This is a genomic window from Bartonella sp. PS17NMGDW, assembly GCF_042193555.1.
Taxonomy (GTDB): domain Bacteria; phylum Pseudomonadota; class Alphaproteobacteria; order Rhizobiales; family Rhizobiaceae; genus Bartonella; species Bartonella grahamii.
Window position 1 is genome coordinate 14214 of record NZ_JBHILY010000008.1, and the last position, 22579, is coordinate 36792.

The 22579-nt window shown below is 34.3% G+C and carries 22 protein-coding genes; 12 read left to right on the plus strand and 10 right to left on the minus strand.

What is annotated here, in order from left to right:
* Nucleotides 1-38 precede the first annotated feature (38 nt).
* Together ACFIJK_RS06495 and ACFIJK_RS06500 are read right to left on the minus strand one after the other, a co-directional pair.
* Complete coding sequence (locus ACFIJK_RS06495) at nucleotides 39-320, minus strand: type II toxin-antitoxin system YafQ family toxin (protein ID WP_273787998.1); 282 nt, start codon at nucleotides 318-320, stop codon at nucleotides 39-41.
* Nucleotides 321-327: 7 nt separating this feature from the next.
* Nucleotides 328-609: a type II toxin-antitoxin system RelB/DinJ family antitoxin gene (locus ACFIJK_RS06500; protein WP_375627277.1), complete on the minus strand. Its 282-nt coding sequence runs from the start codon at nucleotides 607-609 to the stop codon at nucleotides 328-330.
* 190 nt (nucleotides 610-799) lie between these two features.
* Between ACFIJK_RS06500 and ACFIJK_RS06505 the strand changes: the two genes are divergently transcribed.
* From ACFIJK_RS06505 to ACFIJK_RS06540, 8 genes are all read left to right on the plus strand, one after another.
* On the plus strand, nucleotides 800-1231 hold the full coding sequence (locus tag ACFIJK_RS06505; protein WP_375627278.1) for a helix-turn-helix domain-containing protein: 432 nt from the start codon (nucleotides 800-802) through the stop codon (nucleotides 1229-1231).
* Nucleotides 1232-1869: 638 nt separating this feature from the next.
* Nucleotides 1870-3033, plus strand: coding sequence for a D-alanyl-D-alanine carboxypeptidase family protein (locus ACFIJK_RS06510; protein WP_375627279.1), 1164 nt, complete (start codon nucleotides 1870-1872; stop codon nucleotides 3031-3033).
* Between the two features lie 28 nt (nucleotides 3034-3061).
* On the plus strand, nucleotides 3062-3706 hold the full coding sequence (gene tmk / locus ACFIJK_RS06515) for a dTMP kinase (RefSeq protein ID WP_375625837.1): 645 nt from the start codon (nucleotides 3062-3064) through the stop codon (nucleotides 3704-3706).
* Nucleotides 3703-4746 carry a DNA polymerase III subunit delta' gene (locus tag ACFIJK_RS06520; protein ID WP_375625839.1) on the plus strand — a complete coding sequence of 348 codons (1044 nt, stop codon included), beginning with the start codon at nucleotides 3703-3705 and terminating at the stop codon, nucleotides 4744-4746. Before tmk ends, ACFIJK_RS06520 begins: the two co-directional genes overlap by 4 nt.
* A 76-nt stretch (nucleotides 4747-4822) precedes the next feature.
* Nucleotides 4823-6382, plus strand: coding sequence for a methionine--tRNA ligase (gene metG, locus ACFIJK_RS06525; protein ID WP_375627280.1), 1560 nt, complete (start codon nucleotides 4823-4825; stop codon nucleotides 6380-6382).
* Complete coding sequence (locus tag ACFIJK_RS06530) at nucleotides 6372-7145, plus strand: TatD family hydrolase (protein WP_375627281.1); 774 nt, start codon at nucleotides 6372-6374, stop codon at nucleotides 7143-7145. Before metG ends, ACFIJK_RS06530 begins: the two co-directional genes overlap by 11 nt.
* Nucleotides 7146-7155: 10 nt before the next feature.
* Entirely contained in the window at nucleotides 7156-7965 is an 810-nt protein-coding gene (locus ACFIJK_RS06535) for an MBL fold metallo-hydrolase (RefSeq protein WP_375627282.1), read from the plus strand.
* Between the two features lie 109 nt (nucleotides 7966-8074).
* A complete protein-coding gene (locus ACFIJK_RS06540; protein WP_375627283.1) occupies nucleotides 8075-8434 on the plus strand; it encodes a hypothetical protein in 360 nt (119 codons plus the stop codon).
* Nucleotides 8435-8727: 293 nt separating this feature from the next.
* Here ACFIJK_RS06540 and ACFIJK_RS06545 read toward each other — a convergent pair whose 3' ends face one another.
* Genes ACFIJK_RS06545 through pcsA form a run of 3 tightly spaced genes read right to left on the minus strand, consistent with a single transcriptional unit; the run spans nucleotide 8728 to nucleotide 11023 of the window.
* Complete coding sequence (locus ACFIJK_RS06545) at nucleotides 8728-9141, minus strand: DUF6163 family protein (protein WP_375625848.1); 414 nt, start codon at nucleotides 9139-9141, stop codon at nucleotides 8728-8730.
* The gene (locus tag ACFIJK_RS06550) at nucleotides 9138-10184 is read right to left on the minus strand and encodes an enoyl-CoA hydratase/isomerase family protein (RefSeq protein WP_375627284.1); all 1047 of its coding nucleotides are present in this window, start codon (nucleotides 10182-10184) and stop codon (nucleotides 9138-9140) included. The genes ACFIJK_RS06545 and ACFIJK_RS06550 overlap by 4 nt, the downstream gene beginning before the upstream one ends.
* 26 nt (nucleotides 10185-10210) lie before the next feature.
* Complete coding sequence (pcsA, locus tag ACFIJK_RS06555) at nucleotides 10211-11023, minus strand: phosphatidylcholine synthase (RefSeq protein ID WP_375627285.1); 813 nt, start codon at nucleotides 11021-11023, stop codon at nucleotides 10211-10213.
* Between the two features lie 183 nt (nucleotides 11024-11206).
* Between pcsA and ACFIJK_RS06560 the strand changes: the two genes are divergently transcribed.
* The 4 genes from ACFIJK_RS06560 (at nucleotide 11207) to sodC (ending at nucleotide 14413) form a co-directional block, all read left to right on the plus strand.
* Nucleotides 11207-12433, plus strand: coding sequence for a UbiH/UbiF family hydroxylase (locus ACFIJK_RS06560; RefSeq protein WP_375627286.1), 1227 nt, complete (start codon nucleotides 11207-11209; stop codon nucleotides 12431-12433).
* A 391-nt stretch (nucleotides 12434-12824) separates the two neighbouring features.
* Entirely contained in the window at nucleotides 12825-13169 is a 345-nt protein-coding gene (locus ACFIJK_RS06565; protein WP_375625856.1) for a hypothetical protein, read from the plus strand.
* Nucleotides 13147-13503 (plus strand): hypothetical protein, encoded by a 357-nt coding sequence (locus tag ACFIJK_RS06570; RefSeq protein ID WP_375625858.1) that lies wholly within the window; start codon nucleotides 13147-13149, stop codon nucleotides 13501-13503. Before ACFIJK_RS06565 ends, ACFIJK_RS06570 begins: the two co-directional genes overlap by 23 nt.
* A 382-nt stretch (nucleotides 13504-13885) precedes the next feature.
* A complete protein-coding gene (sodC, locus tag ACFIJK_RS06575) occupies nucleotides 13886-14413 on the plus strand; it encodes a superoxide dismutase [Cu-Zn] SodC (RefSeq protein WP_375627287.1) in 528 nt (175 codons plus the stop codon).
* A 648-nt stretch (nucleotides 14414-15061) separates the two neighbouring features.
* Here sodC and ACFIJK_RS06580 read toward each other — a convergent pair.
* The 5 genes from ACFIJK_RS06580 to ACFIJK_RS06600 form a co-directional block, all read right to left on the minus strand.
* On the minus strand, nucleotides 15062-16000 hold the full coding sequence (locus tag ACFIJK_RS06580; RefSeq protein ID WP_375627288.1) for a COG2958 family protein: 939 nt from the start codon (nucleotides 15998-16000) through the stop codon (nucleotides 15062-15064).
* 443 nt (nucleotides 16001-16443) lie between these two features.
* Nucleotides 16444-19194, minus strand: a complete 2751-nt coding sequence (locus ACFIJK_RS06585; RefSeq protein WP_375627289.1) for a DEAD/DEAH box helicase — start codon at nucleotides 19192-19194, stop codon at nucleotides 16444-16446.
* Nucleotides 19195-19216: 22 nt separating this feature from the next.
* Nucleotides 19217-20857, minus strand: coding sequence for a site-specific DNA-methyltransferase (locus ACFIJK_RS06590; RefSeq protein WP_375627290.1), 1641 nt, complete (start codon nucleotides 20855-20857; stop codon nucleotides 19217-19219).
* An 83-nt stretch (nucleotides 20858-20940) separates the two neighbouring features.
* Complete coding sequence (locus tag ACFIJK_RS06595) at nucleotides 20941-21342, minus strand: SUF system Fe-S cluster assembly protein (protein WP_273787976.1); 402 nt, start codon at nucleotides 21340-21342, stop codon at nucleotides 20941-20943.
* Nucleotides 21335-22579 (minus strand): cysteine desulfurase, encoded by a 1245-nt coding sequence (locus ACFIJK_RS06600; protein WP_375625868.1) that lies wholly within the window; start codon nucleotides 22577-22579, stop codon nucleotides 21335-21337. Before ACFIJK_RS06600 ends, ACFIJK_RS06595 begins: the two co-directional genes overlap by 8 nt.

The following is a 22579-nucleotide window of genomic DNA, read 5'->3' on the forward strand; positions in this document are numbered from 1 at the left end:
TTCGTAAAATTCTTTATTACTATGAATTGGAGATCCAATTATAAACGCAGTTCAGAATGGGAACCAAGTCGTAAAAGCTCTAGTGTTTTGGCATCTGGCTTTCGATAGATCAAAACTAAATCCGGCTTTATGTGACAATCACGACAATTGCGCCACTGACCTGTTAGTGCATGATCTCTCCAATGCGCCTTTAGCGGTTCATTCTCCGCTAACGCTTTGACCACAAGCAGCAAATCCTCCTCTAGTGCATTAGCATATTTACCTTTGCTTTCACGTTTGAGATCACGCCGAAACGACCGAGTATAGACAATTTCCCGCATAGCAAGCTTAGGTTTGCTTTTCAGATTTACGCGCTTCGGTTCTATCTGCGCGTATCATGGTCCTTAAGCCGTCTAATGATGTACGTTCGACGCGTCCCATTTCGGCATCCTCGATAGCTTGTAATGTTTCCATATTTGGTTGGAATAAATCAAGTGGTAATGCTCTATCTCTAGCAATGCGGGTCATAAACATGCGCACTGCATCCGATATAGTTAAACCCGTAGACTTAATAACTGCACTTGCAATTTCTTGAACTTCATCAGGTATGCGGGCTTGAATTTTTCCCATTACTAAACCTCCTACTTAATTGGACTACAATGTACTACATTTCAAACCTATGTCAAGAGATTTATCCGTCATGCCATACAACCTTGTGTATTAAGGAGGGTAGGAAGTCAATTTTTAAAAGGAGCTAACCAAAACCTAAGAATTTCTGCTAGAATCACGTGAGAGATTCTTTTTTAATAGGATTTTTTAGATGCCAACACCATTTGGTAAAACCTTACGCAAACTTCGCATTGATCATTCAGAACGCCTTTTAGATATGGCTAAAAAATTAGATATATCTGTAGCATTTTTATCATCTGTAGAGATTGGCAAAAGATCTGTTCCTGTAGGATTAGAGGAAAAGATAATTGAACTCTATACTTTAGATCAAGAGGTAGCAGAAATTTTGAGAAGAGAATCGGATGCTTGTCGCAAAATTTTCACTATAAAGCCTTCTGATACATTCAGATGTGAAGCTATTGGTATGTTCTCTAGACTGATAAACATTATTTCACAAGAAGATTTAGAACTATTAAAAAAATTATTAGAGAAAGCTGGCAAAAAGAATGCGCTTTGTAAAGGAAAGTGTGAAAATCCTATTCCCGAACCTAATTATATGGTCCCTAACCTTAAAAAAATATAAATAAAATCAATATCTTATTGCAATTAAATTTAAGATTCGAATTCAGGTACTTATTCAAAAGGGACATATTTTAACACGCTACAAGCCTATTTTACGATAGCGCCTGTGAATGGTATGATTGGTAACGCCTTTAGACATCACTATCTTTACACTTATGAAGATATAAACCGCCACCATCGTACATTTTGCAAGCCTCCAATTTTTTGTGCGATAATTTTTAATACTTGACATGTTTATAAGAAGTATTTTTACTCTCTTTTTAATAAATTTTATTCATATACGAACCTTACTTATGACGCGTAGGCAAGCTATTTTATTAAATTCAATATAAGAGGAAATATAACGAAGGAATCTTACAGTATTTTTAATAATATAAAATTTAAAATGTTGTAATTTATTATAATAAACAATGTACTATAAATATAAAACAACAAATAAAAAATATTTTTTCTTTCATGCTTTAAAATATTAAAATCAACTTAGATGTAAGATAAAAAGTGCATCATATTACTTTTGCTAACGCTGAATAAAAATAAAATCTTTTCTTTTGTTGTCAATAATTCCTCAATTTGCAGAAATAAAAAAGTTTTTTCCTATATAAGATTCTTTATGTTAATCTTTGGGATGGGAGGAGATCTATGTATACAACATTAAGGATCTTATTGACTTTATGGGGAATATTGGCATTTGACACGTGGGGGAGAGCAGAAGTTTTTCAAATTTCTGCATCACAATTGTTGTTACTCGATGATGATACAGGGACAATACTTTATGAAAAACAAAGTGATATTCCTTTTTTTCCTGCTTCATTAGCAAAATTGATGACAGTAGAAGTTGTATTTCATCACTTAAAGAAGGGATTGTTAAAGAGTACGCAGAAATTCAAGGTAAGTGAAAATGCTTGGCGTAAAGGTGGAGCACCTTCCGGTACAACCACTATGTTTGCAAAGATAAAGACAGAAATCAGTGTTTCTGATCTTTTACGTGGTTTAATTATTATGAATGGAAATGATGCTGCTATTATTCTTGCTGAAGGAATATCTGGACATGAGTCCCATTTTGCAAAACTGATGAATCAGCGCGCGAAAGTGGTCGGATTATCTCAAAGTCATTTTGTTAACGCAACAGGGCTACCCGAAGAGGGACAATTTGTAACCGTGCGTGATATGATTATATTAGCACGTCATATTGTTCAGGAATATCCGGATTATTATGCACTTTATCGTGAGCCTCATTTTACGTGGAATAATATTTTTCAACGTAATAAAAACCCTCTTATTTCTAAGGAAATTGGTGTAGAAGGATTTGGTTTTGGCTACAGCGAAAAAGAAGGATTTTCAATGGTTGCCACCATTTCTAAAAATCATCGACGTCTTTTTTTAGCACTCAATGGTTTGCAAGATGGTAAAAAATATACAAAAGAAATAGAACACATTCTTCAATGGGGAATGACAGCATTTGATCTCAAAACGATTTTCACAAAAGAAGAAACGATTGGTCGTGCTTCTGTTTATGGTGGTAAGCAAAATTTTGTTCCACTCATTGTTAAAAAACCAATAAGTTTTATGCTTTCGAATGAAAAAAAAGTAAATGTTAAAGCAAAAATTAAATATCATGGTCCGTTGAAAGCTCCCATCGTTTTTGGGCAATCAGTTGGCGTTCTTCAAATTTTAGAAGATAAAAAGGTTCTTCTGGAAAAACCTGTTTTTGCCGGAATGAATGTTCAGGAAGGAAGTTTCTTTGCAAAAGTAAAAAATGCATTCTATGAAATAACAATTGGATGGTTACGGAAATATTTGTAGTTACGTGCTAATAAGGTTAAGGTCATACGTGTCAGGTTATTTTATTACATTTGAAGGAGGGGACGGGGTAGGAAAAACGGTGCAGATTTCTTTACTTGCTGAGTTTCTCTCTCACCAAGGTTATGATGTTGTTACAACACGAGAACCAGGAGGAACGCTAGGAGCAGAAGCAATCCGGTATATTTTGTTGTCGGGGCAAGCGCAACAGTATGGACCGTTGATTGAAGCTGTTTTGTTTACAGCTGCACGTGTCGACCATGTTACCGAGTTTATCGCGCCTTCTTTGCAAAAAGGTAAAATCGTTTTATGTGACCGCTTTATTGATTCTACACGCGTTTATCAAGGACTCAATAATACAGTCAGTTCTTCTCTTCTTGCTGTTTTAGAGTGTATTGCACTCAATGGTATCTTGCCTCATTTAACATTTTTATTAGATATGCCAGCAATGTGTGGTATGAAACGTGCAAATTTACGAAGAAAAGAAACAGAAGAAATTGATTATTTTGAAAAAGATCAGTTGGAAATTCAAGAACAAAGGCGTCAAGCTTTTCTTCAGTTGGCCAAACAGGAACCCCATAGATTTCGAGTCATTGATGCCACTGGCTCAGTGGAAGTCGTTGCACATCAAATAAAAAATATTTGTCATCAGGTATTGTTGGATCAGCTTTCATGAGTAATGTAAATATCTCACGCCAATATGATGATATTGATACAATTTTATCACCATCCCAGAATGATGTTGTTTTTGGTCATGAGGATGTTCGTCATTTTTTGACACAAATGCTTAAAGAAGAGCGTTTGCATCATGCATTATTATTTGAAGGAGAATATGGGATTGGAAAGGCTACATTAGCCTTTCATCTTGCTTGGAACATTTTAAGTTCTCAACAGGGGGCTTTCTTGAAACCCGATCCTTATTCTACTCCATGGCGCCAAATTACACAAGGAAGTCACCCTGGTCTTTTGTATATTTCACGTCGATTTGATGTAAAAACGCAAAAGTTTAAAACAGGAATACTCGTTGATGATATCCGTGATATTATGCATTTTTTAAGCCGAACATCGCAAGATAATGGATGGCGTATTGTTATTATTGATTCTGCAGATGATATGAATAGAAATGCAGCAAATGCAATTCTCAAAATACTTGAAGAACCACCTACAAAAACGTTATTTGTTATTATCGCGCATTCTTCCGGAAAATTGCTTCCAACAATCCATTCACGGTGTCAAAAAATTTCTTTCCGTCCGTTGAATAACGATGAAATGAAAAAAGTTATTACACATATTTTCGCCAATCAGGATTTACCTGATGAGAAAACAATTGAAACGATTATTAAAAAATCCGAAGGAAGTCCTCGAAAAGCCGCTTTACTTATTTGCCATGGCGGACTTGAAATTATTAAAACAATTGATGCTCTCCTAGAGAAACCTGTTTGTAACGCAACGATTGTACATACTCTTGCACAAACATTTTCATCTGTTTCTTCTACATTCCAATTTCAACAATTTTGTGATGAAATTCTTAATAAAATTCAAAAAAAAGCTATCATACTTGTTGAAAAGGGAGACTTATTTCTCTCAAAAAAATATGCGGAAAAATGGCAAGAGATTCATCAAGAAATAGAGGAAATACAACTGTTTAATCTCGATAAAAAGCAGTTTGTTATTAACTTACTTTTTAAAGTTCATAAGATCATTCATGAGGATTAGTTTTTCCGTGACAATACGATGAACAGACGTTATGTCATTATATCTTTTATTTATAGGGTTTTACAACGAGTATGACATGCGTGACACATATTACATAACAACTCCCATTTTTTATCCTAATGGTGCTCCACATATTGGGCATGCCTATAGTGCAATTGCAAGCGATGTCTTAGCCCGCTTTCAACGATTAAACGGAAAAAATGTATTTTTTCTTTCTGGTACAGATGAGCATGGTCTAAAGATGCAACAAACCGCAGCAGCATTAGGCATGACACCTCAGCAACTTGCAGATCGTAATAGTGCTGTATTTCAAAAAATGCTTGCAGTATTAAATTGTTCTAACGATGATTTTATCCGTACGACAGAAGAACGCCATTATCAAGCTTGTCAAGAAATTTGGAAAAAGATGGAAGCAAATGGCGATATTTATCTCGGTCGTTATACGGGGTGGTATTCGGTTCGCCAAGAAGCCTATTATGAAGAAAAAGATACGGAAATTGGACCAGACAACATCCGTCGTGAGAAGGAATTAGGCTCTCCAGTTGAATGGAATGAAGAAGAAAGTTATTTTTTTAGACTTTCTCATTATGAAAAGCCTCTTCTTGAATATTATGAAGAACATCCTGATTTTATTGCTCCATTTGAGCGGCGTAATGAAATTATAAGTTTTATCAAATCAGGTTTAAAAGATATCTCTATTTCACGCGCAAGTTTTAATTGGGGAATTACTGTTCCAGAGAATCCAAAGCACGTGATGTATGTCTGGGTTGATGCGCTTACAAATTATCTATCAGCAATTGGTTTTTTCAATGAAAATTCAAAAAATCGTGATTTTTGGCCTGCAAATACGCATATTATTGGTAAGGATATTATTCGTTTTCATGCAGTCTATTGGCCGGCATTTTTAATGTCTGCGGGAATTGAATTGCCTAAAAATATTTTTGCACATGGTTTTTTACTTAATCGTGGTGCAAAAATGTCAAAATCTATTGGAAATGTCGTTGATCCTTTTGAAATGGTTGATCATTATGGTCTTGATCAGGTTCGTTATTTTCTTCTCCGTGAAGTGCCATTTGGACAAGATGGTAGTTATAGCCATGAAAGCCTTGTAAACCGTATTAATGCTGATCTTGCTAATGATCTTGGTAATTTAGCGCAGCGCTCCTTGTCTATGATTGCCAAAAATTGTAATGCACAAGTCCCGAGACCAACTTCATTTTTAGCTCAAGATCAACAGCTTTTAGAACAATCTCTTCAAGTACTTGAAACTGTACATCAAGCTATGTCTTCCTATAGTATGCATTTAGCACTTTCAGCTATTTTTTCAATTGTAGCGGATGCCAATCGCTATTTTGCCAACGAACAACCTTGGAGTTTACGTAAAAATGACCAAGAGCGATTTTCTACAGTTCTTTATATCACTGTAGAAATCTTGCGGAGAATAGGAATTATGCTTTTGCCTTTCATACCCCAATCAGCAGCCAAACTTCTTGATAGCCTTGCGGTTGCTGAAGATGATCGGTTATTGTATCATATAAGTCGTTCAAAAATTCAAGAAGGGCTTGATCTTCCACCACCAGAACCGATTTTTCCTCGCTATATCTTAAAGAAAGAAGACACTCATCATGTTGATTGATACACATTGTCATCTTGATTTTGAAGATTTTTCACAAGATTTGGATAATGTTATCCAACGGGCTTTAGATGCTGATGTTAAACGTATGATAACAATTTCAACCCATGTTCATAAGTTAGATAAGCTTTTAGCCATTTCGCAAAGCTATGACCAAGTCTTTTGTTCCGTTGGAACACACCCCAATCATGCGCATGAAGAACAAAATATTACAGCGGAAGAGCTTATACAGCTCTCGAATCACCCTAAAATTGTTGCGTTTGGGGAAGGGGGGCTTGATTACCATTATGATTATTCTACACCAGAAGAGCAAAAGAAAGTTTTTCAAGAACATATCATTGCTTCTCGAGAAACACAGATTCCTCTTGTTATACATTCACGCAATGCCGATATCGATATGGAGAAAATATTACGTGAACAGATAAAAGAAGGAGCTTTTCCTTTTATCCTTCATTGTTATTCGTCTGGAATGCAACTTGCTCGTGCTGGAATCGAACTTGGTGGTTATATTTCTTTTTCAGGTATTCTTACTTTTAAAAGTGCACTTGAAATCCGTGAAATAGCAAAAATTGTGCCCCATGAGCATTTATTAGTGGAAACAGATGCTCCATTCTTAGCACCTATTCCCCATCGAGGCAAAACAAATGAACCATCTTTTGTATGCTATACAGCAGCTGTTTTGGCTGAAACAATTGGCTTAAGCATTGAAGAAACAGCTCAAATAACAACGCGTAATGCTTTTCGTTTATTTAGTAAAATGAAATAAGGCAAAAGATATGTGTGATCAATACCGATTTACAATATTAGGTTGTGGTCCTTCTCCAGGAGTGCCACGACCCAATGGTGATTGGGGAACATGTGATCCGAATAACCCTAAAAATAAACGCTACAGAAGTTCTTTATTAGTTGAACGTATTAAACCTTCAGGAGACAAAACAACAATCGTTATTGATACAGGTCCAGATTTTCGCTCACAAATGATTGATGCGCGTGTAAGCCATCTTGATGCTGCTCTTTACACACATTCTCATGCAGACCATATCCACGGTATTGATGATTTACGCAGCTATGCACTTGCACAAAAATGTTTAATAGATATCTATGCTGACAGATTTACACTAGAGCATCTCAAAAGTGCTTTCGGATATTGTTTTCAAACACCAAAAGCTTCATCTTATTCTCCCATTTTAAAAGAGCATCTTATCAATGAAGATAGTCAATTTATTATTCAGGGGCAGGGCGGAGCAATAAGCGTCAATACACATTTACAAAACCACGGAAACATTTATTCCTTAGGTTTTCGGATTGGGAATGTTGCCTATTGTACGGATGTTAGTGAATTTCCTGAAAAAACTTTATCCAAATTAATGGATCTGGATGTTCTAATCATTGACGCTCTCCAATTTAAATCCCATCCGAGTCATTTTTCTGTTGATCAAGCATTACAATGGATAGAATATTTAAAGCCAAAACAAGCAATACTTACACATATGGATAGATCGCTGGATTACAACAAGGTTATAAATTATGTTCCATCCTATGTAAAACCTGCATATCAAGGTCTTACTTTTGAAACAGATGCGTAAGCTTATTATGCGCAATATTTTAAGTTAAATAAAACACTTTTAAATTTATCCTTTATTTTATTTCATTTTTGACATATTTAGTGTTTTTTATGTCAAAAATGAGGCTTTTATGTATAAGAATTTTAAGCGGGGTGTATGTATTGTGGTTTTAGCAGTTTCCTTGACAGCATGTGGGGGGCGTTTAGAAAAAAATATTTCAACGACAACATTACATGACGGATCAATGAGTTGTGCCGATATTCAACGGGAGTTTTTTGCTAATAAACGTCAGATTAATGATACAATTGCAGAGCGTTCTAAAGCAAGAAATAAAAATGTGGCTTTAGCAGCAACAAGTATTGTATTTTTGCCTGCTTTGTTTTTTATGGATCCTAAATCCAGTGAAAGTAATGAAATTTCAGCGTTAAATAATCGCAATGCTGTGTTGAGTGATCTTGCACGTATAAAACGTTGTAAAATAGTACAGTAATTTTTATTATTTATACGACGTAATTTCATTACAACTATTTTGGTCTTTAAGAAATTTTTCTTAAAGACCAAATATTTTAATATGCTGTTCAATACCATAATTTAGTTTTAAAAGTGAATTGTACGATTATAAATATGATTTATGTTTTAAAATAGGGTTTCTTTTGTTTTGCTGTATCATATTATCGCATAATATATATTATGGAACTTTATGGAAAGAGTATATCTGGAATTAGCGCTTTGAGGAACGTATGTTTGAAAATCGAGCCTGTTATTCTGGCTCGAAAATTTCAATCACGATGTTTTTTTATTTTTTACTCTTTTTAAAAAAAACATCACAATTTGCAGTATTATGAAAGCTAAAAACAATATTCCATGAAATAATGGCAGAAATGGCTGATAAATAAAATCAGAATAATATATTGTTATTGCTTCAATCAATGCTGCAATCCACCACACGATGATACCCCATAATGAATACATCCAAAGTCCAACTAAGGCAATAGGATAGAGAATAGCCAATATAGCTGATGCAAATTGCCACTGCCAAGGCATAAGATCAAAACGCCATAGAATACCTGGAAAAACACCAACAAGGCGTATCCAATAACAAATACCTAGGACTAAGCAAATGAGTGCCAAAAACCGTAAATAACAGTTATATATTAAATTGATTTTTGAAATCCGTTTGTGTGAATTATTTTTCACAATAATAACTCTTTCTCAACAGGTTGGAAGTAAGAATCCACCATTTCATCTGTCACATTTGAAAGTTTATCTGGCTGCCATTGAGGTCTTTTGTCCTTATCGATTAACATAGCACGTATACCTTCATGAAAATCATGTGAATTAATCATATGATGTGCAATGCGGTTTTCAATTTTCATACAATCTTCCAACGTTTGAGATGAATTTTGTTTCATTTGTTTCCAGATAACTTTTAAACTTATCGGAGAACGTAACTGCAAAATATCATAACATTCTTTAGCAAACAAAATACCTTCATTACTTTTTTTATGTAGCAACTCAAGACATTTTTCTAAGGTATGGGCACTAAAACAAGTGTTAATAATACAACGTATTTCATGACTCGTTTCATAGTCTTTTGTAATTGCTCGCTCGTTTAAAGCTAAAGTAGGATCTCCTTGCTCAATAATAGCTTTTCTAATCATATCGAATTCAATTTCAGCAACGGCGTGTGTTGCTAATCCCAAATTTAAGCAATCTCCCCACTTTATGCGTGCACCCGTTAATGCAAGATATATGCCAAAATGATTGGGAAGAGATGGTAAGAAAAAACTTGCACCTACATCTGGAAAAAATCCAATCGCACCTTCTGGCATAGCAAAAACAGTATTTTCTGTAACAATTCGATGCGAACCATAGAGAGAAATCCCTACCCCTCCTCCCATCCAAATACCATTTAGGAAAGAAATGTAGGGCTTTGAAAAACGTTTGATATAAGCATTTAGACTATATTCATCACTAAAATACTGACAAGCAGTGGCACTTTTCCCCATATGATAGATTTCTACAACATCTCCACCAGCACAAAAAGCGCGCCCTTCCCCTTCAATTAAGACACAAGAGATATTATCATCTGTTTCCCATGTCCTGAGAGCTTTTTTTAAAGCTGAAACCATTCGTTGATTAAGAGCGTTTAATGCTGAAGGGCGTGTGAGCTTTATAATACCAGCACGCCCATCTTTCGTAAAAGAAATATCATCATCTGCTCCAAAATCAATTTGCATCTTATACCCTTCTTAAAACAACTATTTTATTGTTTTTTTATATTTTTTGCTCCAAGTTGAGGAAATATTTGCATGATTGCGCCGATACAATATATGTAAATTCCTGTTATCGAAATTCCTATTTTAACCCAATAGGGAGCCTCTAGTTGATAAAAGAATGCAGAAACACCAAAAAAACACCATAAGAGAAAAATTGGAAAATTAACCCTACGTAAACGAAGAACTCTTACTGGATGAATAAAATAAATTGGCAAAAAAGATATAATCGCCGATAAAACAATAATGATAAAAGTAATCCACTCTTCCGGTCTGACGACAAAAAGCGTAAAAATCATCATATTCCAAACAACAGGAAATCCTTTAAAAAAGTTTTCTTTGGTTTTCATACTAGTATCTGCATAATAAATAGCAGATGAAATAACAATAATTGCACTCAATGAAAATGATAACCCTACCCCCATGAAACCACTTTGATAGAGTGCAAAGGCAGGAATTAAGACATAAGTCACGTAATCAATAATATTATCTAACAGCTCTCCAGACCATGTTGGAAGAACGTATTTAACATCAAGTTTGCGTGCAATTGGTCCATCTATACCATCAACGAGAAGTGCAAGCCCAAGCCAACAGAACATAGCTGTCCATTCTTTTTGAGAGGCTGATATAAGAGAAAGAAACGCTAAAAATGATCCCGAAGCTGTTAGTAAATGAACGGAAAAGGCCTTTGCTTGTGGCATTGTTACTTTTTTATGGCGTAATAATTTAGCATTTGTTTTGATTTTCTTTGTTAGTTTACGTTTCAAGGTTTTCTTATCCTCGTTTTTAAAGTCTTCAACCATCTATCAATACGCCATTTTTTTACCGATGATATAACTCAGCATTTAAAAAAATCATAAAAAGGTTACTTTTTTATATCGAATTATTTATTACATACTATAATAGAAGAGCTTCATACAATAAAAAGAGAGTGATCATTTGGAAATGTTAAAATATTTTCTCAATGGAGAAAGGTTCAAACCGTTGTGATCTTTGAAAAGAAAGAGCATAAAGATATTGCTGTTATTGGTGCAGGTCCTGTCGGAATGTTAGCCGCACTGAATCTTGCACATGAGGGGCTTTCTGTTTTTCTTGTTGGTCCCCCTGCTCATACAGATGAGTTGCGGACAACTGCTCTTATGATGCCTGCAATACGCATGCTTCAAAAACTCAATATTTGGAATAATCTTCGACAACATGCTGCTGCTTTATCATCCATGAGAATTATAGATATAACTTCTAGAATTGTGCATGCTCCTACGGTGCATTTTTCTTCTGCTGAAATTGGTGAAAAAGCTTTTGGCTATAATATACCTAATGTAAAATTGAACAGTGCTTTAGTCGATGCGGTTACACGTACGCCTAATATTACAAGATTTGTTTCTGCAGCCAAATCTTTTCATCATACAAAAGACCATGTATGTATTACTCTTGTTGATCGTAGAGTCATTCAAGCACCACTTGTTGTTGCAGCTGATGGACGTCACTCTCTTACACGTGCCGCAGCAGGGATAAGTGTCAAACATTGGAATTATCCACAAAAAGCACTTGTTCTCAATTTTTCTCATGAGTTTTCTCATCAAAATACATCAACCGAATTTCATACAGAACATGGTCCATTTACACAGGTTCCTCTACCAGGGCGAAGATCTAGTCTTGTATGGGTCGTTCGTCCTTCTCGTGCTGAGGAATTATTGAATATAGAACCAAAAGCAATTGCAAAAATGATCGAAAACAAAATGCAATCAATGCTTGGAAAGCTAAGCTTAGAAACATCAATTCAAGCATGGCCGCTTTCAGGACTTCTTTCTCATCATTTTGCTGCTAATCGAACAATTTTAATGGGTGAAGCCGCTCATGTTTTCCCCCCTATTGGGGCACAGGGATTGAATTTAGGATTCCGTGATGTCCAAACTTTGATTGATATTTTACCTAACAAAATATCCAATTCTAACTCTGAAATGATTGTTGCGCATTATAACAAATGCCGCAAACCAGATATATTAATCCGAAGTGGAGCTGTTCATACACTTAACTCTGCTCTACTTTCTCACATGTTGCCTGTTCATATCATACGAAGCGTTGGGCTTGGTTTGTTACATAGTTTCTCACCATTACGTAATTTATTTATGCGCGAAGGAATGTATCCCGGTTACGGATTCAAGGAAATTATGCAAATATTTCCAACAAAATCATCTAAACAGCTCTACTGAGCAATAATAAGCGATATAATCGCTCTATGGTTTAATATTGCATTTTGAATAATATCTATTACTGATGTAAAAAATATTATATATATTTAGCATACTGATATGAAATAGAGAAAATTAATTATAGACTACAGCTGAAATTGTAAAGATATCTTGCTAAATCATATCTGTTAAATTTTGCAATATAAAGCAAATAAAAAATAATACCGTTTTGAAATAGTTATTTTATAACATTAATTTTAACAAGAAAATAAATAATAAAAAACATTTTTATTTAATAAATAGATTTTCAAAAATTTTTATTGTTAAGTATAATATTAAAAATAAAATCATCTTGGGAACTTGTTAGTAACACAGAGGTTAATAAAGTGTTGTTTCAACAAATGGTGACCAGATGAAAATAAATAATTTTTTGAAATTAAGTATTTTTTTTATAATGATTTTATGTTTCTCGTTGACAGTCACTACTTCAATCAGTGAAGTTTTTCATCTTCCTTATTGTCAAACCTTTACCTATACCTCTACTCAAAATGTCACTAAAATAGGTCAGAACTCATTTACTGCTTCACAAGTTAAAAATTGTCTTATGCAAAACGGTTTTGAGAATATTAAACGATTACGTCTAGATGACAAAGGCATCTGGCGTGCTTTAGTAAAATTTAAAAAGTCCCATTTTTTCGTATCCGTTGACTATTCAGGAACAGTTAGCATTCAAAATGAAAGAAAAAAATATGATTGATTTTAAAACTTACAGCAACGTTTCTTTTCATAGCTGTAAGAAAAGAAAATTAAAAAAGTACTGCCATTCTATGAAAGAATTTGCTTTCATTGGCGGTTTAAATGGTAGCGTATCTGGAGCTATCGCAGCAACTCTTGCAGCTTATGGTTATATTGCTCTTCCAGGATTTGGTCCAGTTATCGCAATGGGTATAGGAGTAGCACTTTCTGCTGGAATGATAATAGGAGCACTGATAGGATCAGGAATGGGAGGGAGTGTTGGTATATGCTGTATTTTATGGGAAATTTATATGAATCATAATAATTCTTTCTCTTATAAATTTCATAATGAATAGAAATTTTTATCATTTTTTCTATGAAAAACAATTAAATCATCAACAAATTATATGTTCTGTTTTTTGATAAAATAGTTATCTATTATAAATGAAATAATATCTAACTTATTAAAATTGCTTTATTACACCTCAAAAAGTAGATTTTTTAAAGCATCTCTTGAAGAAATGTAAGCGAGATATAATTATCAATCTATGAAAGCTACATTTTTTATAGATCAAAAAATGAGAGTTATGTTCAGAGCACATATATATAATTTAATTTATTTGCTCTTTCTAAGAACTAATATTTCTATGTAAATTATTTTACTTAAATTTCAATTTAAGAAAATTATAAATATTTTTATAGATAAAATTTATTTAAAGATAAGTATAAAGGTATTTTATGAAAAAAATATTATTATCATTATTGGTTTTTATGGCATTTTTAATTCATAAAAATTCTGCATTAGCATTATCAACACAAGTAAATATTTATAAACTAGAAGATAATAATTCAAAAAAGGCTATTGGTAGCATTAAAATTGAAGAAACCACATACGGTTTGATTTTCATCCCTAATTTATCTACTTTATCAGAAGGGATGCATGGTTTTCATGTGCATGTAAATCCTTCATGTGATACAAAAGATGGCATCATTGGTGGAAGCGCAGGTGGACATTATGATCCAGAACATACCGGAAAACATTTAGGACCTTATAATGTCAATGGTCATCTTGGTGATTTACCAGCACTTTATGTTGATAAGCAAGGATATGCCACGATGAGCGTTCTTGCTCCACGATTAAAAAAAATCTCTGAAATTAAAGGGCGCTCTTTAGTCATTCATTTAGGGGCAGATAATCAATCAGATAAACCATTACCGCTTGGCGGAGGTGGTGCGCGTTTGGTGTGCGGTATTATTGATAAATAAAGAGAGTATTATGGCAAACTGTGACAGTACACACTCCCTTTGCCATAAGATGTGAGAGAAATTTATTTTTTTAAATCTATTGCAAGAAATTGAGTAAACTGTGTGGGTGTTTTATAAAATCAATGTTTTTTTGAATGTTCACTTCGGATAACAAAAAACTTAATAATAATCAAAGCGAACAGCAATGAAAATTAAAAAAATAGTATTATAAATTCTCCATAAAGAAGACTTCAATATGAGGAAGTAATATTTTCAATGCTTGATGTAAAAAAAGAAAAAAATTTGAATTTCACTCTCTACAATAGAAAATTTGTAATAAATTATAATCATTAAAACTAGTATCTAATGGAATCACGCCCCACGCACAAAATAGAACGGGTCTAAAACAGAATTTTAACTCTTCCCCTACTCAACTCTACTCATGAGATGCACGCAAACAATTTTGATTGATACAATATCAATATAAGATCGTTTGAAAGGATTGAATGCTAGGATATTCCCTCCCTCATTTAAGTTTAAAAAAGACTAATTATCATTACAAATCAATATGTTATATCAATATAATAAGTCAAATAAAATAGTTAGAGTAATTTTTTATCACTCTGAAAAAAGGGCTTTTAAACAATAGAGTCTTTTTAAAACATCCCCTCATGGATACATATGATCCCAATCTAGTGGACGCATCTCGCCAGTTTGATAAAATTGACGAATGAGTTTAATATAATCAAGAAAATCTTTGTTTTCCTCAACTAATCTATTAGCAGTATCCCAGTCAATATCACTACGTTCTTTGGCTGGAATTAAGATCTCACTCTCGGAAGAGTTTTCCTTATTGAGTCTTATAAATCCAATTCCATGCAAACTTGAAAGCATTCGAAGCTCTTTTAATGTGTCAACCCCTTCAATTTCACTAGCAACTAAATAACTCAAATTAGCCCATGAAGAATTACTAACTGTTTGAAAAAATGCTTTTCGTAAATTTGAACGATTGATGAGAATTTTTACTTCAAAAGACCAAAGCTTCGTTTTTTTATCAAAATCTTGCAAAACACAATCTTTGATTTCACGATTCCATTCACTGCTTAAATCTTGCATTCCTACGAGATCTGGATAAAGCCATTTATTTCCGCCTGCACCATGTTTATTACGAGAACATTTCTCATTAATGCGCTTGCTGTAAACTGCAAGCTCTGACCATAAAAATTTAGATAATAACGGATAAAGATCATGCTCTTTAATAGAACCATCTTCTGTTCTACTCTTTGCATTGTCCTCTACTGCATCAATTTCAGCACTATCTGTTTGTTTAGTAAAATAATATTGCCGTGGTCGTCCTTCAGTGGTTTTAATTTCTGAATAACGCTTTTGTAACTGAGGGCGTCTTGCTCCTATTTCAGCAACAATTTGCTGAATAAGGGCTGCATCACTCTTAAGAGGAGTAATTATTGCCGTTGAATGCTTTTGTTTTTGACGGCATTTATCTGGGTAATTTTCAAATACCCATTGAGCAATTTCTCGAGCTGTAAATTTTGTTGTCGGGTTTTTCTTTAAAAAATTAAAAACAGTGTTTATTAAATTCAAAGTCATATGAAAAATTCTCCCCTCTCACCCTCTGGATATTTCATTATATTCAGGCTTTTTAAATGAAAGAACAATAAACTATTTAAGTTTTTTAAAGAAAGCATATTTATAAAATTACCCAATAAAATTAAAATATTTTTTGAATTTGTGACTATAAATTCAAAGATCTTTTCACATAAGGAAAGTAAGATTGTACTTTTATCAAAAATTGTAAATGTGCTAAAAATTCCCATAAAAAATCATAATCTTGTGTAACTTTTCTATACATTTTTCCTTTTATTTTAATGTTGTTAGAAAAAAATATTAATTTTTTGATTTAAAAAATCCCTAATATTTTTAAGTTAATGATGCGATAGTGCAAAAAATTAAAAATAATTATCCAAACATTTGATTGCACCTCACATCCGTCAATTAAAAAACTTATGTGTTTTATTTTTGAAAAAAATAAATTATGAGCTCTCAAGTATAGATTCTGAAATGGTAAACTCTGCACATAAACCTTCAAAACTATTATTTGCTTTAATAGCATCATGGGGAATAAGAACATAATACCATTTTTTACCGCCATAAGTAGCTGCGTAGCGCGTTGCATGACAACACCATTGAACTGCAGCTTCTCTCTTTTTTAAAATAATAGGATTTTGCATTTCAGAGGCTTTTTTAGGCTCACAAAGATACTTGGCATCCTCCGTTTCTACAACAAAGTCCGGTTCATAAGTTGATCCTTTATCATATTCTATTCTGAAAAACCCCCGAGCAGGTTTCATCCATTTCAATACTTGTGCATCATCCTCTAATATCTGAGCAAATCGTAACTCCCCTTCTACTGAATCAAACTTTTGTAAAGGATAACAGCATTTTCTAAAGCCGCTGAATACAAGTTTCTTAATATCGCTTTTAATGGCAGGAATATTACGAAAATCAAGAGGAGACGTCCCTTGCGGTAATACATAATGGATAGGCGATAAAGTTGTAAAACCCCGTGTCACTTTAACCTCATAATCTTTTTGCGTTTCCCACTGATGTTCTCTTAATTGCGCAACAATAAAACTAATAAGCTTATGCTGATAGTGAATTAATACGTTCTCAACGGCTGCATCATTGGGTAAATAAGATCGGAAATGTTCTACTATCTGACTAGCTAATTTTCGTAATAAGAGCGTATGGTTATCATAATCGACAAGGTTATTATCAATCAAACCACGAATGATGTAATTTTCGAGATAAGGCTCTTTGACATATTCATTCTTAGAAGTGAGAAAAATGCTTTTATGGGTACGCAATTCTCGAATTAAAAGTTCTTTACTAACAGGTTGCAAATTTAAGTTTTCTAAATTTTCCAAATCAAAATCAGAAAAACCATAAGTAACCTCACGCGAAGGAATGAGTACAATATTGGGAATATCTATCATCAATTCTGCTAATTTTTTTGTCAAAATTGTAACCACTTTTGATACAAGAGACTTTTGTGATGAAGGCTTAATATTCATAACTTTATTAGCAATTTTTTCTTGTATCGGTGCAGAATAAAGCATTTGAGAACTTGGCAATTTATCATTCTCTTTGATAAGATCCCACGCGATCGCTGCAATATCTCGCTCTTCAGGCGTTAATGTAGGGGAATCTGGATTACGTAATATGATACCTTGTAAATCAGATGCTCCATTTATATCGGAATTACGTGTTACCATCGTTTGCATCAATAAAGCTTCTACTTGACATGGAACCGTCACAATATCTGACTTTTCAGAGGGTACATCCCCCTCTCTTCCAATCTCAATATGCTTTTTTATAATTGAGTTTGGATCGTTTGCACGATCAATAATATCTTGAAAACGATCATGCGCAATAATTGTTAAACGATCAATAGCTTCCACGCCTGTTCTATACCCATAAGGCAAACGCAATCCACGCCCAATTGTTTGCTCTGTTAAAATTTCTGAAGCCGATGCACGCAACGGTACAATAGTATAGAGATTCGTAACATCCCACCCCTCCTTTAATTTATTAACGTGAATAACAATTTCTGTTGGGTCATGAGAATCTTCAATTGCAATAAGCTTTTGAATATTTTGATCTTCTTCTATATTCGACTGTTTTGTATGAATCTCTATAACTTTTCCCTTATAAGCCCCTGCGAAAAATTCATCTGATTCCAATAAATTCCGTAGTTTTTGTGCATGATTTGTATCTTGAGCGACAACTAAAATAAAAGGCTTAACGAACTTTTTGTTATAATCTTTTGCATAGACAATTAAATCTGCTTTCACATTTTCATGGGCATGAATTGCATCTTGTAATTTGATATGTTCTAATTGCTCAGATGTATAATTTTGAAGTTGAAAATCTTTACGTGTAGCAACAGCAGGTTCTTTTACAAAACCATCCCTCATCGCCTCTGCAAGTGAATAACTATAGATAACATTTTTAAAATCTACGGGTTTTGCACCTATTGTTTTTGGTGTCGCTGTAAGCTCTATTCCTAAAACAGGTTTTAACTCATTAATTGCCGCTGCACCAGCAGAAGCACGATAACGATGTGCTTCATCCATTAATAAAACTAAATCAGGAAGATTTGCGAGATAATCAAAATAACTTTCGCCAATCGTCTCTTGTAAGCGTTTAATCCTCGGAATACTAGATTTTAGTGCGCCTTTTTTATTATCTGTTGTATTAATTTTAGAAATATTAAAAATATTGATAAAGGCCGTATCTCTATTCTCAAACAAACGCTTTTGTCCTTCAAAATGGTGTTCATCAGCGCGAATACCTTTACCACTTTCATAATCTTCACCTGTAATAATAACGGGTCTATTGGCAATAAATTCACTCATTCCACTGAAAACATACTTCGGACTTTGGGGACTAAAATCCTGTTTTAACTTTTCATAAATAGTCAAATTTGGCGCTAAAACAAAAAAATGGCGACTGCGACCTGTTAAATAAAGATAGCTGATAAAAGCCCCCATAAGTCGCGTTTTCCCAACACCCGTTGCTAAGGCAAAACAAAAAGAGGGAAAGTTTCGTTCAAAATCTTGTACAGAAGGATAAAGATTTTTTATCACTTCTAACTCTGCAACTAAATCAGCATTTTTAGAAAGCTCTATATTTTCTAAAATTTTTACCAAAATATTTAAAGATTCACGTTGAGGATCACGTAACGATAAGCGAGCAGAAATCCTTTTTTCAACAGTGTTCATGAAAAACTCCGCTTTTTATATATTATTCAAATAGATCTAATTCTGCTTGCGCAATATCTTTATTTTTGTTGTTTTCTTTTACCACAATCACTGGTTCAAGATTGGCTACATTTAAACTGTAATCGTCCCTTCCCCATTCGCATTTTTCTAATACTGCACGGGGGATTTTAGTGAGTGTAAGATTTTCAAAGGATGCTGATTTTGTATCAAAGGCTGTGCCACAAATCAGCAACGTGCGATGAGAGCCTACCTCTTCACTCATTATACGGAGTTGTTCATGGGTCATAGCGCTTGTTGTGACATAAATATAATCTGTTTCGGTTGAATACCCTTGCATCCAATAATGATTTTCATCAGGTGCGTAGGTAAATCCCATATGTTTGCACATTGCTTCTGAAAGCATCGCAGCATTATATTCGCGACTAATAATCCATTGTCCCCATGGATCTTTTTGTAACAGAGAAGGTGCAAGGCGATAATAGCGAAATCCACCGCCACCTTGCCAATTAACACTTTTGGAAATTCCCCCTTGATCAGTTCCATCAATGACTTGTTTTAAACGAGGGATAATGTGGGTATGACAATGTTCACCAAGCTCAACCATAATCCACTTTCTTCCCATTTTATGGGCAACAGCACCGGTTGTGCCAGAACCAGCAAAAGAATCCAGTACAAGATCACCGGGATTAGTGGCAAGTTGAATAATGCGTTCCATTAAACGCTCAGGTTTGGGAGTTGTAAAGACACTATCAGAATTAAAAACTTTGACTTCTCTTTTGGCATCTTGGTTGTGTCCCACTTCTGTGTAGGGCCAAATCGTCATCGAAACCATACCATTTTTTACTTCTGATAAAAAACGCTTCAAAGAAGGAACATTGCTTCCTGTTGGACCAAACCAAATACGATTATCGTTCAATAATTCAAAGAATTTTTTTTCATTTATAGCCCAACTTCTACCATTAGGAGGCATCACCTTGCGTCCAGAAGGTGTGATGATTTCGTAAATATCCTTAGGTGTTACTCTTTTTACGGATAAATCTCCAGATTTCCAAGGACCGCGAGGATCATTATCAGGGTTTTTATAGCGCGCATCCATATCGCTTGAACGAGGAAGCAATTGAGGGCGCCAAACAGTTTTATCTTTAGCATAAACCATTACAAAATCATGGTTGTCTGAAAGCCACTTTGCATCATTTTGTGGAGCATATTTTTTTTGCCAAATGATATTGTTTATAAAATTTTTTCGACCAAAAATTTCATCCATTAACACTTTAAGATAAGCTTGCTCGTCATCATCAATTGATATCCAGATACTTCCATCATCTGCCAGTAAATGATGTAACAATTCTAGCCTGTCTCTCATAAGGCTTAGCCATATAGAATGCTCTAAACCATCTTCATAATGTTCAAAGGCATTGCCTGTATTATAAGGCGGATCGATATAGATACATTTTACCTTCCCCATATATTCTTGTTCAAGTGCTTTGAGTGCGAGCAAATTGTCACCAAAAATAAGTTTATTATCAAAAATGTCCTGAGATGATATTTGATGCGAAGCGTGATAAGATTTTTCAAGATCTTCTAATAAGATACGAGGCTCTAGTTTTGGGCGTTTTTCTTTTCCAATCCAGTTAAGTTCTAATTTTTGTTTATTATAACTCATGCGATCGTCTTTAAATTCAAATGCTTGTGAAAAGTAAACAGCTTATTCATGAATGGCTAAATTAGAGTCTCTTAACAATACTTTTAGTACCATCCGACAGCAATTTGAGCTTCTTCTGACATACAATCAGGTGTCCATGGTGGATCAAAAGTCATAGTGACTTCAACATACGAAACCCCTTCAACTGCACTGACTGCATTTTCTACCCACCCCGGCATTTCACCAGCAACAGGGCATCCCGGTGCTGTAAGAGTCATTTCAATTTTTACTGAACGATCATCTTCAATATCAATACGATAAATCAGTCCAAGCTCATAAATATCAGCAGGAATCTCTGGGTCATAAACTGTTTTGAGAGCAGCAATAATATCATTCGTCATACGATCAATTTCATCTGCTGGAATTGCTGATATATAAGATTTTTTATTTTCGCTTACAGTTTCAACAGATTCTGTAGAATGACGCTCTTCAATTGATTCAGCCATTAAAAAATGTCCTTGTTTCTTTCAATGCTTCTACTAATTGATCTACATCTTCTTGAGTGTTATACATGGCTAATGATGCCCGACAAATAGATGTTAGACCAAAGCGCTGTAATAAAGGCTGTGCACAATGGGTTCCCGCGCGTATTGCAACTCCTTTTCTATCAATAAACATAGCGATATCATGGGCGTGAATCCCTTCAATTGTAAATGATATAATAGCTCCTTTATTGGGAGAATGACCATAAATACGCAATGACTCAACCATTTTAAGTTTTTCCTGCGCATAAGCTAAAAGGGATCTCTCATGGGCATGAATCGTGCTACGACCTTTCTCTTGTATATAATCAATAGCCGCAGTTAATCCAATAGCTTCAACGATAGGAGGAGTGCCTGCTTCAAAACGGTAAGGAGGAGCATTATAGAAAACCTTATCGGTTGTTACCTCCTCGATCATTTCCCCTCCCCCTTGAAAAGGACGCATTTCTTCTAATCTATCTTTCTTACCATACAGAACACCAATACCGGTGGGACCATAAAGCTTATGACCTGTAAAGACATACCAATCACAATCGAGATCTTGCACATCAACGGTTAAATGTACTGCTCCTTGAGAACCATCAACAAGAACCGGAATAGAATCTTGATGAGCTAGTTTAATAATCTCTTTAACAGGAGGCACAGTTCCTAATATATTGGACATATGCGTTATAGCAACAAGCCGCGTTTTTTCGCTTAAAGCCTTTTGGAAATCTTCAATGTGCAGAACACCATTTTCATCGACAGGAACAAAAATAAGTTTAACACCTTTTTGTTCACGGAGAAAATGCCAAGGAATAATATTTGAATGATGTTCCATGATCGTTAGAACAATCTCATCACCTTCTTTGAGTTTGGGCATCGCCCAACCATAAGCAACAGTATTAATAGCTTCTGTTGCATTTTTCGTAAAAACAATTTCTTCAGCTTTTTGAGCATTTAGAAAAACACGAACGGTTTCACGAGAATTTTCATAGGATTGTGTTGCTATATTGGCTAAAAAATACATTCCCCTATGCACATTAGCATAACTATAGTGATAATAATTATTCATTGCATTGAGTACTGACATTGGTTTTTGGGCAGAAGCACTACTATCAAGATATGCTAATCGCTTTCCATAAACTTGATGGTGCAAAATAGGAAAATCACGCCGAATTTCTTCGACATTATAAGTAAATGTTTGTACGTTATTTTCCAT

Coding starts and splice junctions, on each gene's coding strand:
- pcsA (WP_375627285.1), bottom strand. CDS start 11,023: ATGGTTGAAGACTTTAAAAACGAGGATAAGAAAACCTTGAAACGTAAA.
- ACFIJK_RS06565 (WP_375625856.1), top strand. CDS start 12,825: ATGAAAATAAATAATTTTTTGAAATTAAGTATTTTTTTTATAATGATT.
- ACFIJK_RS06505 (WP_375627278.1), top strand. CDS start 800: ATGCCAACACCATTTGGTAAAACCTTACGCAAACTTCGCATTGATCAT.
- ACFIJK_RS06590 (WP_375627290.1), bottom strand. CDS start 20,857: ATGAGTTATAATAAACAAAAATTAGAACTTAACTGGATTGGAAAAGAA.
- ACFIJK_RS06520 (WP_375625839.1), top strand. CDS start 3,703: ATGAGTAATGTAAATATCTCACGCCAATATGATGATATTGATACAATT.
- ACFIJK_RS06535 (WP_375627282.1), top strand. CDS start 7,156: ATGTGTGATCAATACCGATTTACAATATTAGGTTGTGGTCCTTCTCCA.
- ACFIJK_RS06600 (WP_375625868.1), bottom strand. CDS start 22,579: ATGGAAAATAACGTACAAACATTTACTTATAATGTCGAAGAAATTCGG.
- metG (WP_375627280.1), top strand. CDS start 4,823: ATGCGTGACACATATTACATAACAACTCCCATTTTTTATCCTAATGGT.
- ACFIJK_RS06540 (WP_375627283.1), top strand. CDS start 8,075: ATGTATAAGAATTTTAAGCGGGGTGTATGTATTGTGGTTTTAGCAGTT.
- ACFIJK_RS06500 (WP_375627277.1), bottom strand. CDS start 609: ATGGGAAAAATTCAAGCCCGCATACCTGATGAAGTTCAAGAAATTGCA.
- ACFIJK_RS06510 (WP_375627279.1), top strand. CDS start 1,870: ATGTATACAACATTAAGGATCTTATTGACTTTATGGGGAATATTGGCA.
- ACFIJK_RS06570 (WP_375625858.1), top strand. CDS start 13,147: ATGAAAGAAAAAAATATGATTGATTTTAAAACTTACAGCAACGTTTCT.
- ACFIJK_RS06580 (WP_375627288.1), bottom strand. CDS start 16,000: ATGACTTTGAATTTAATAAACACTGTTTTTAATTTTTTAAAGAAAAAC.
- ACFIJK_RS06530 (WP_375627281.1), top strand. CDS start 6,372: ATGTTGATTGATACACATTGTCATCTTGATTTTGAAGATTTTTCACAA.
- ACFIJK_RS06595 (WP_273787976.1), bottom strand. CDS start 21,342: ATGGCTGAATCAATTGAAGAGCGTCATTCTACAGAATCTGTTGAAACT.
- ACFIJK_RS06495 (WP_273787998.1), bottom strand. CDS start 320: ATGCGGGAAATTGTCTATACTCGGTCGTTTCGGCGTGATCTCAAACGT.
- ACFIJK_RS06550 (WP_375627284.1), bottom strand. CDS start 10,184: ATGCAAATTGATTTTGGAGCAGATGATGATATTTCTTTTACGAAAGAT.
- ACFIJK_RS06585 (WP_375627289.1), bottom strand. CDS start 19,194: ATGAACACTGTTGAAAAAAGGATTTCTGCTCGCTTATCGTTACGTGAT.
- sodC (WP_375627287.1), top strand. CDS start 13,886: ATGAAAAAAATATTATTATCATTATTGGTTTTTATGGCATTTTTAATT.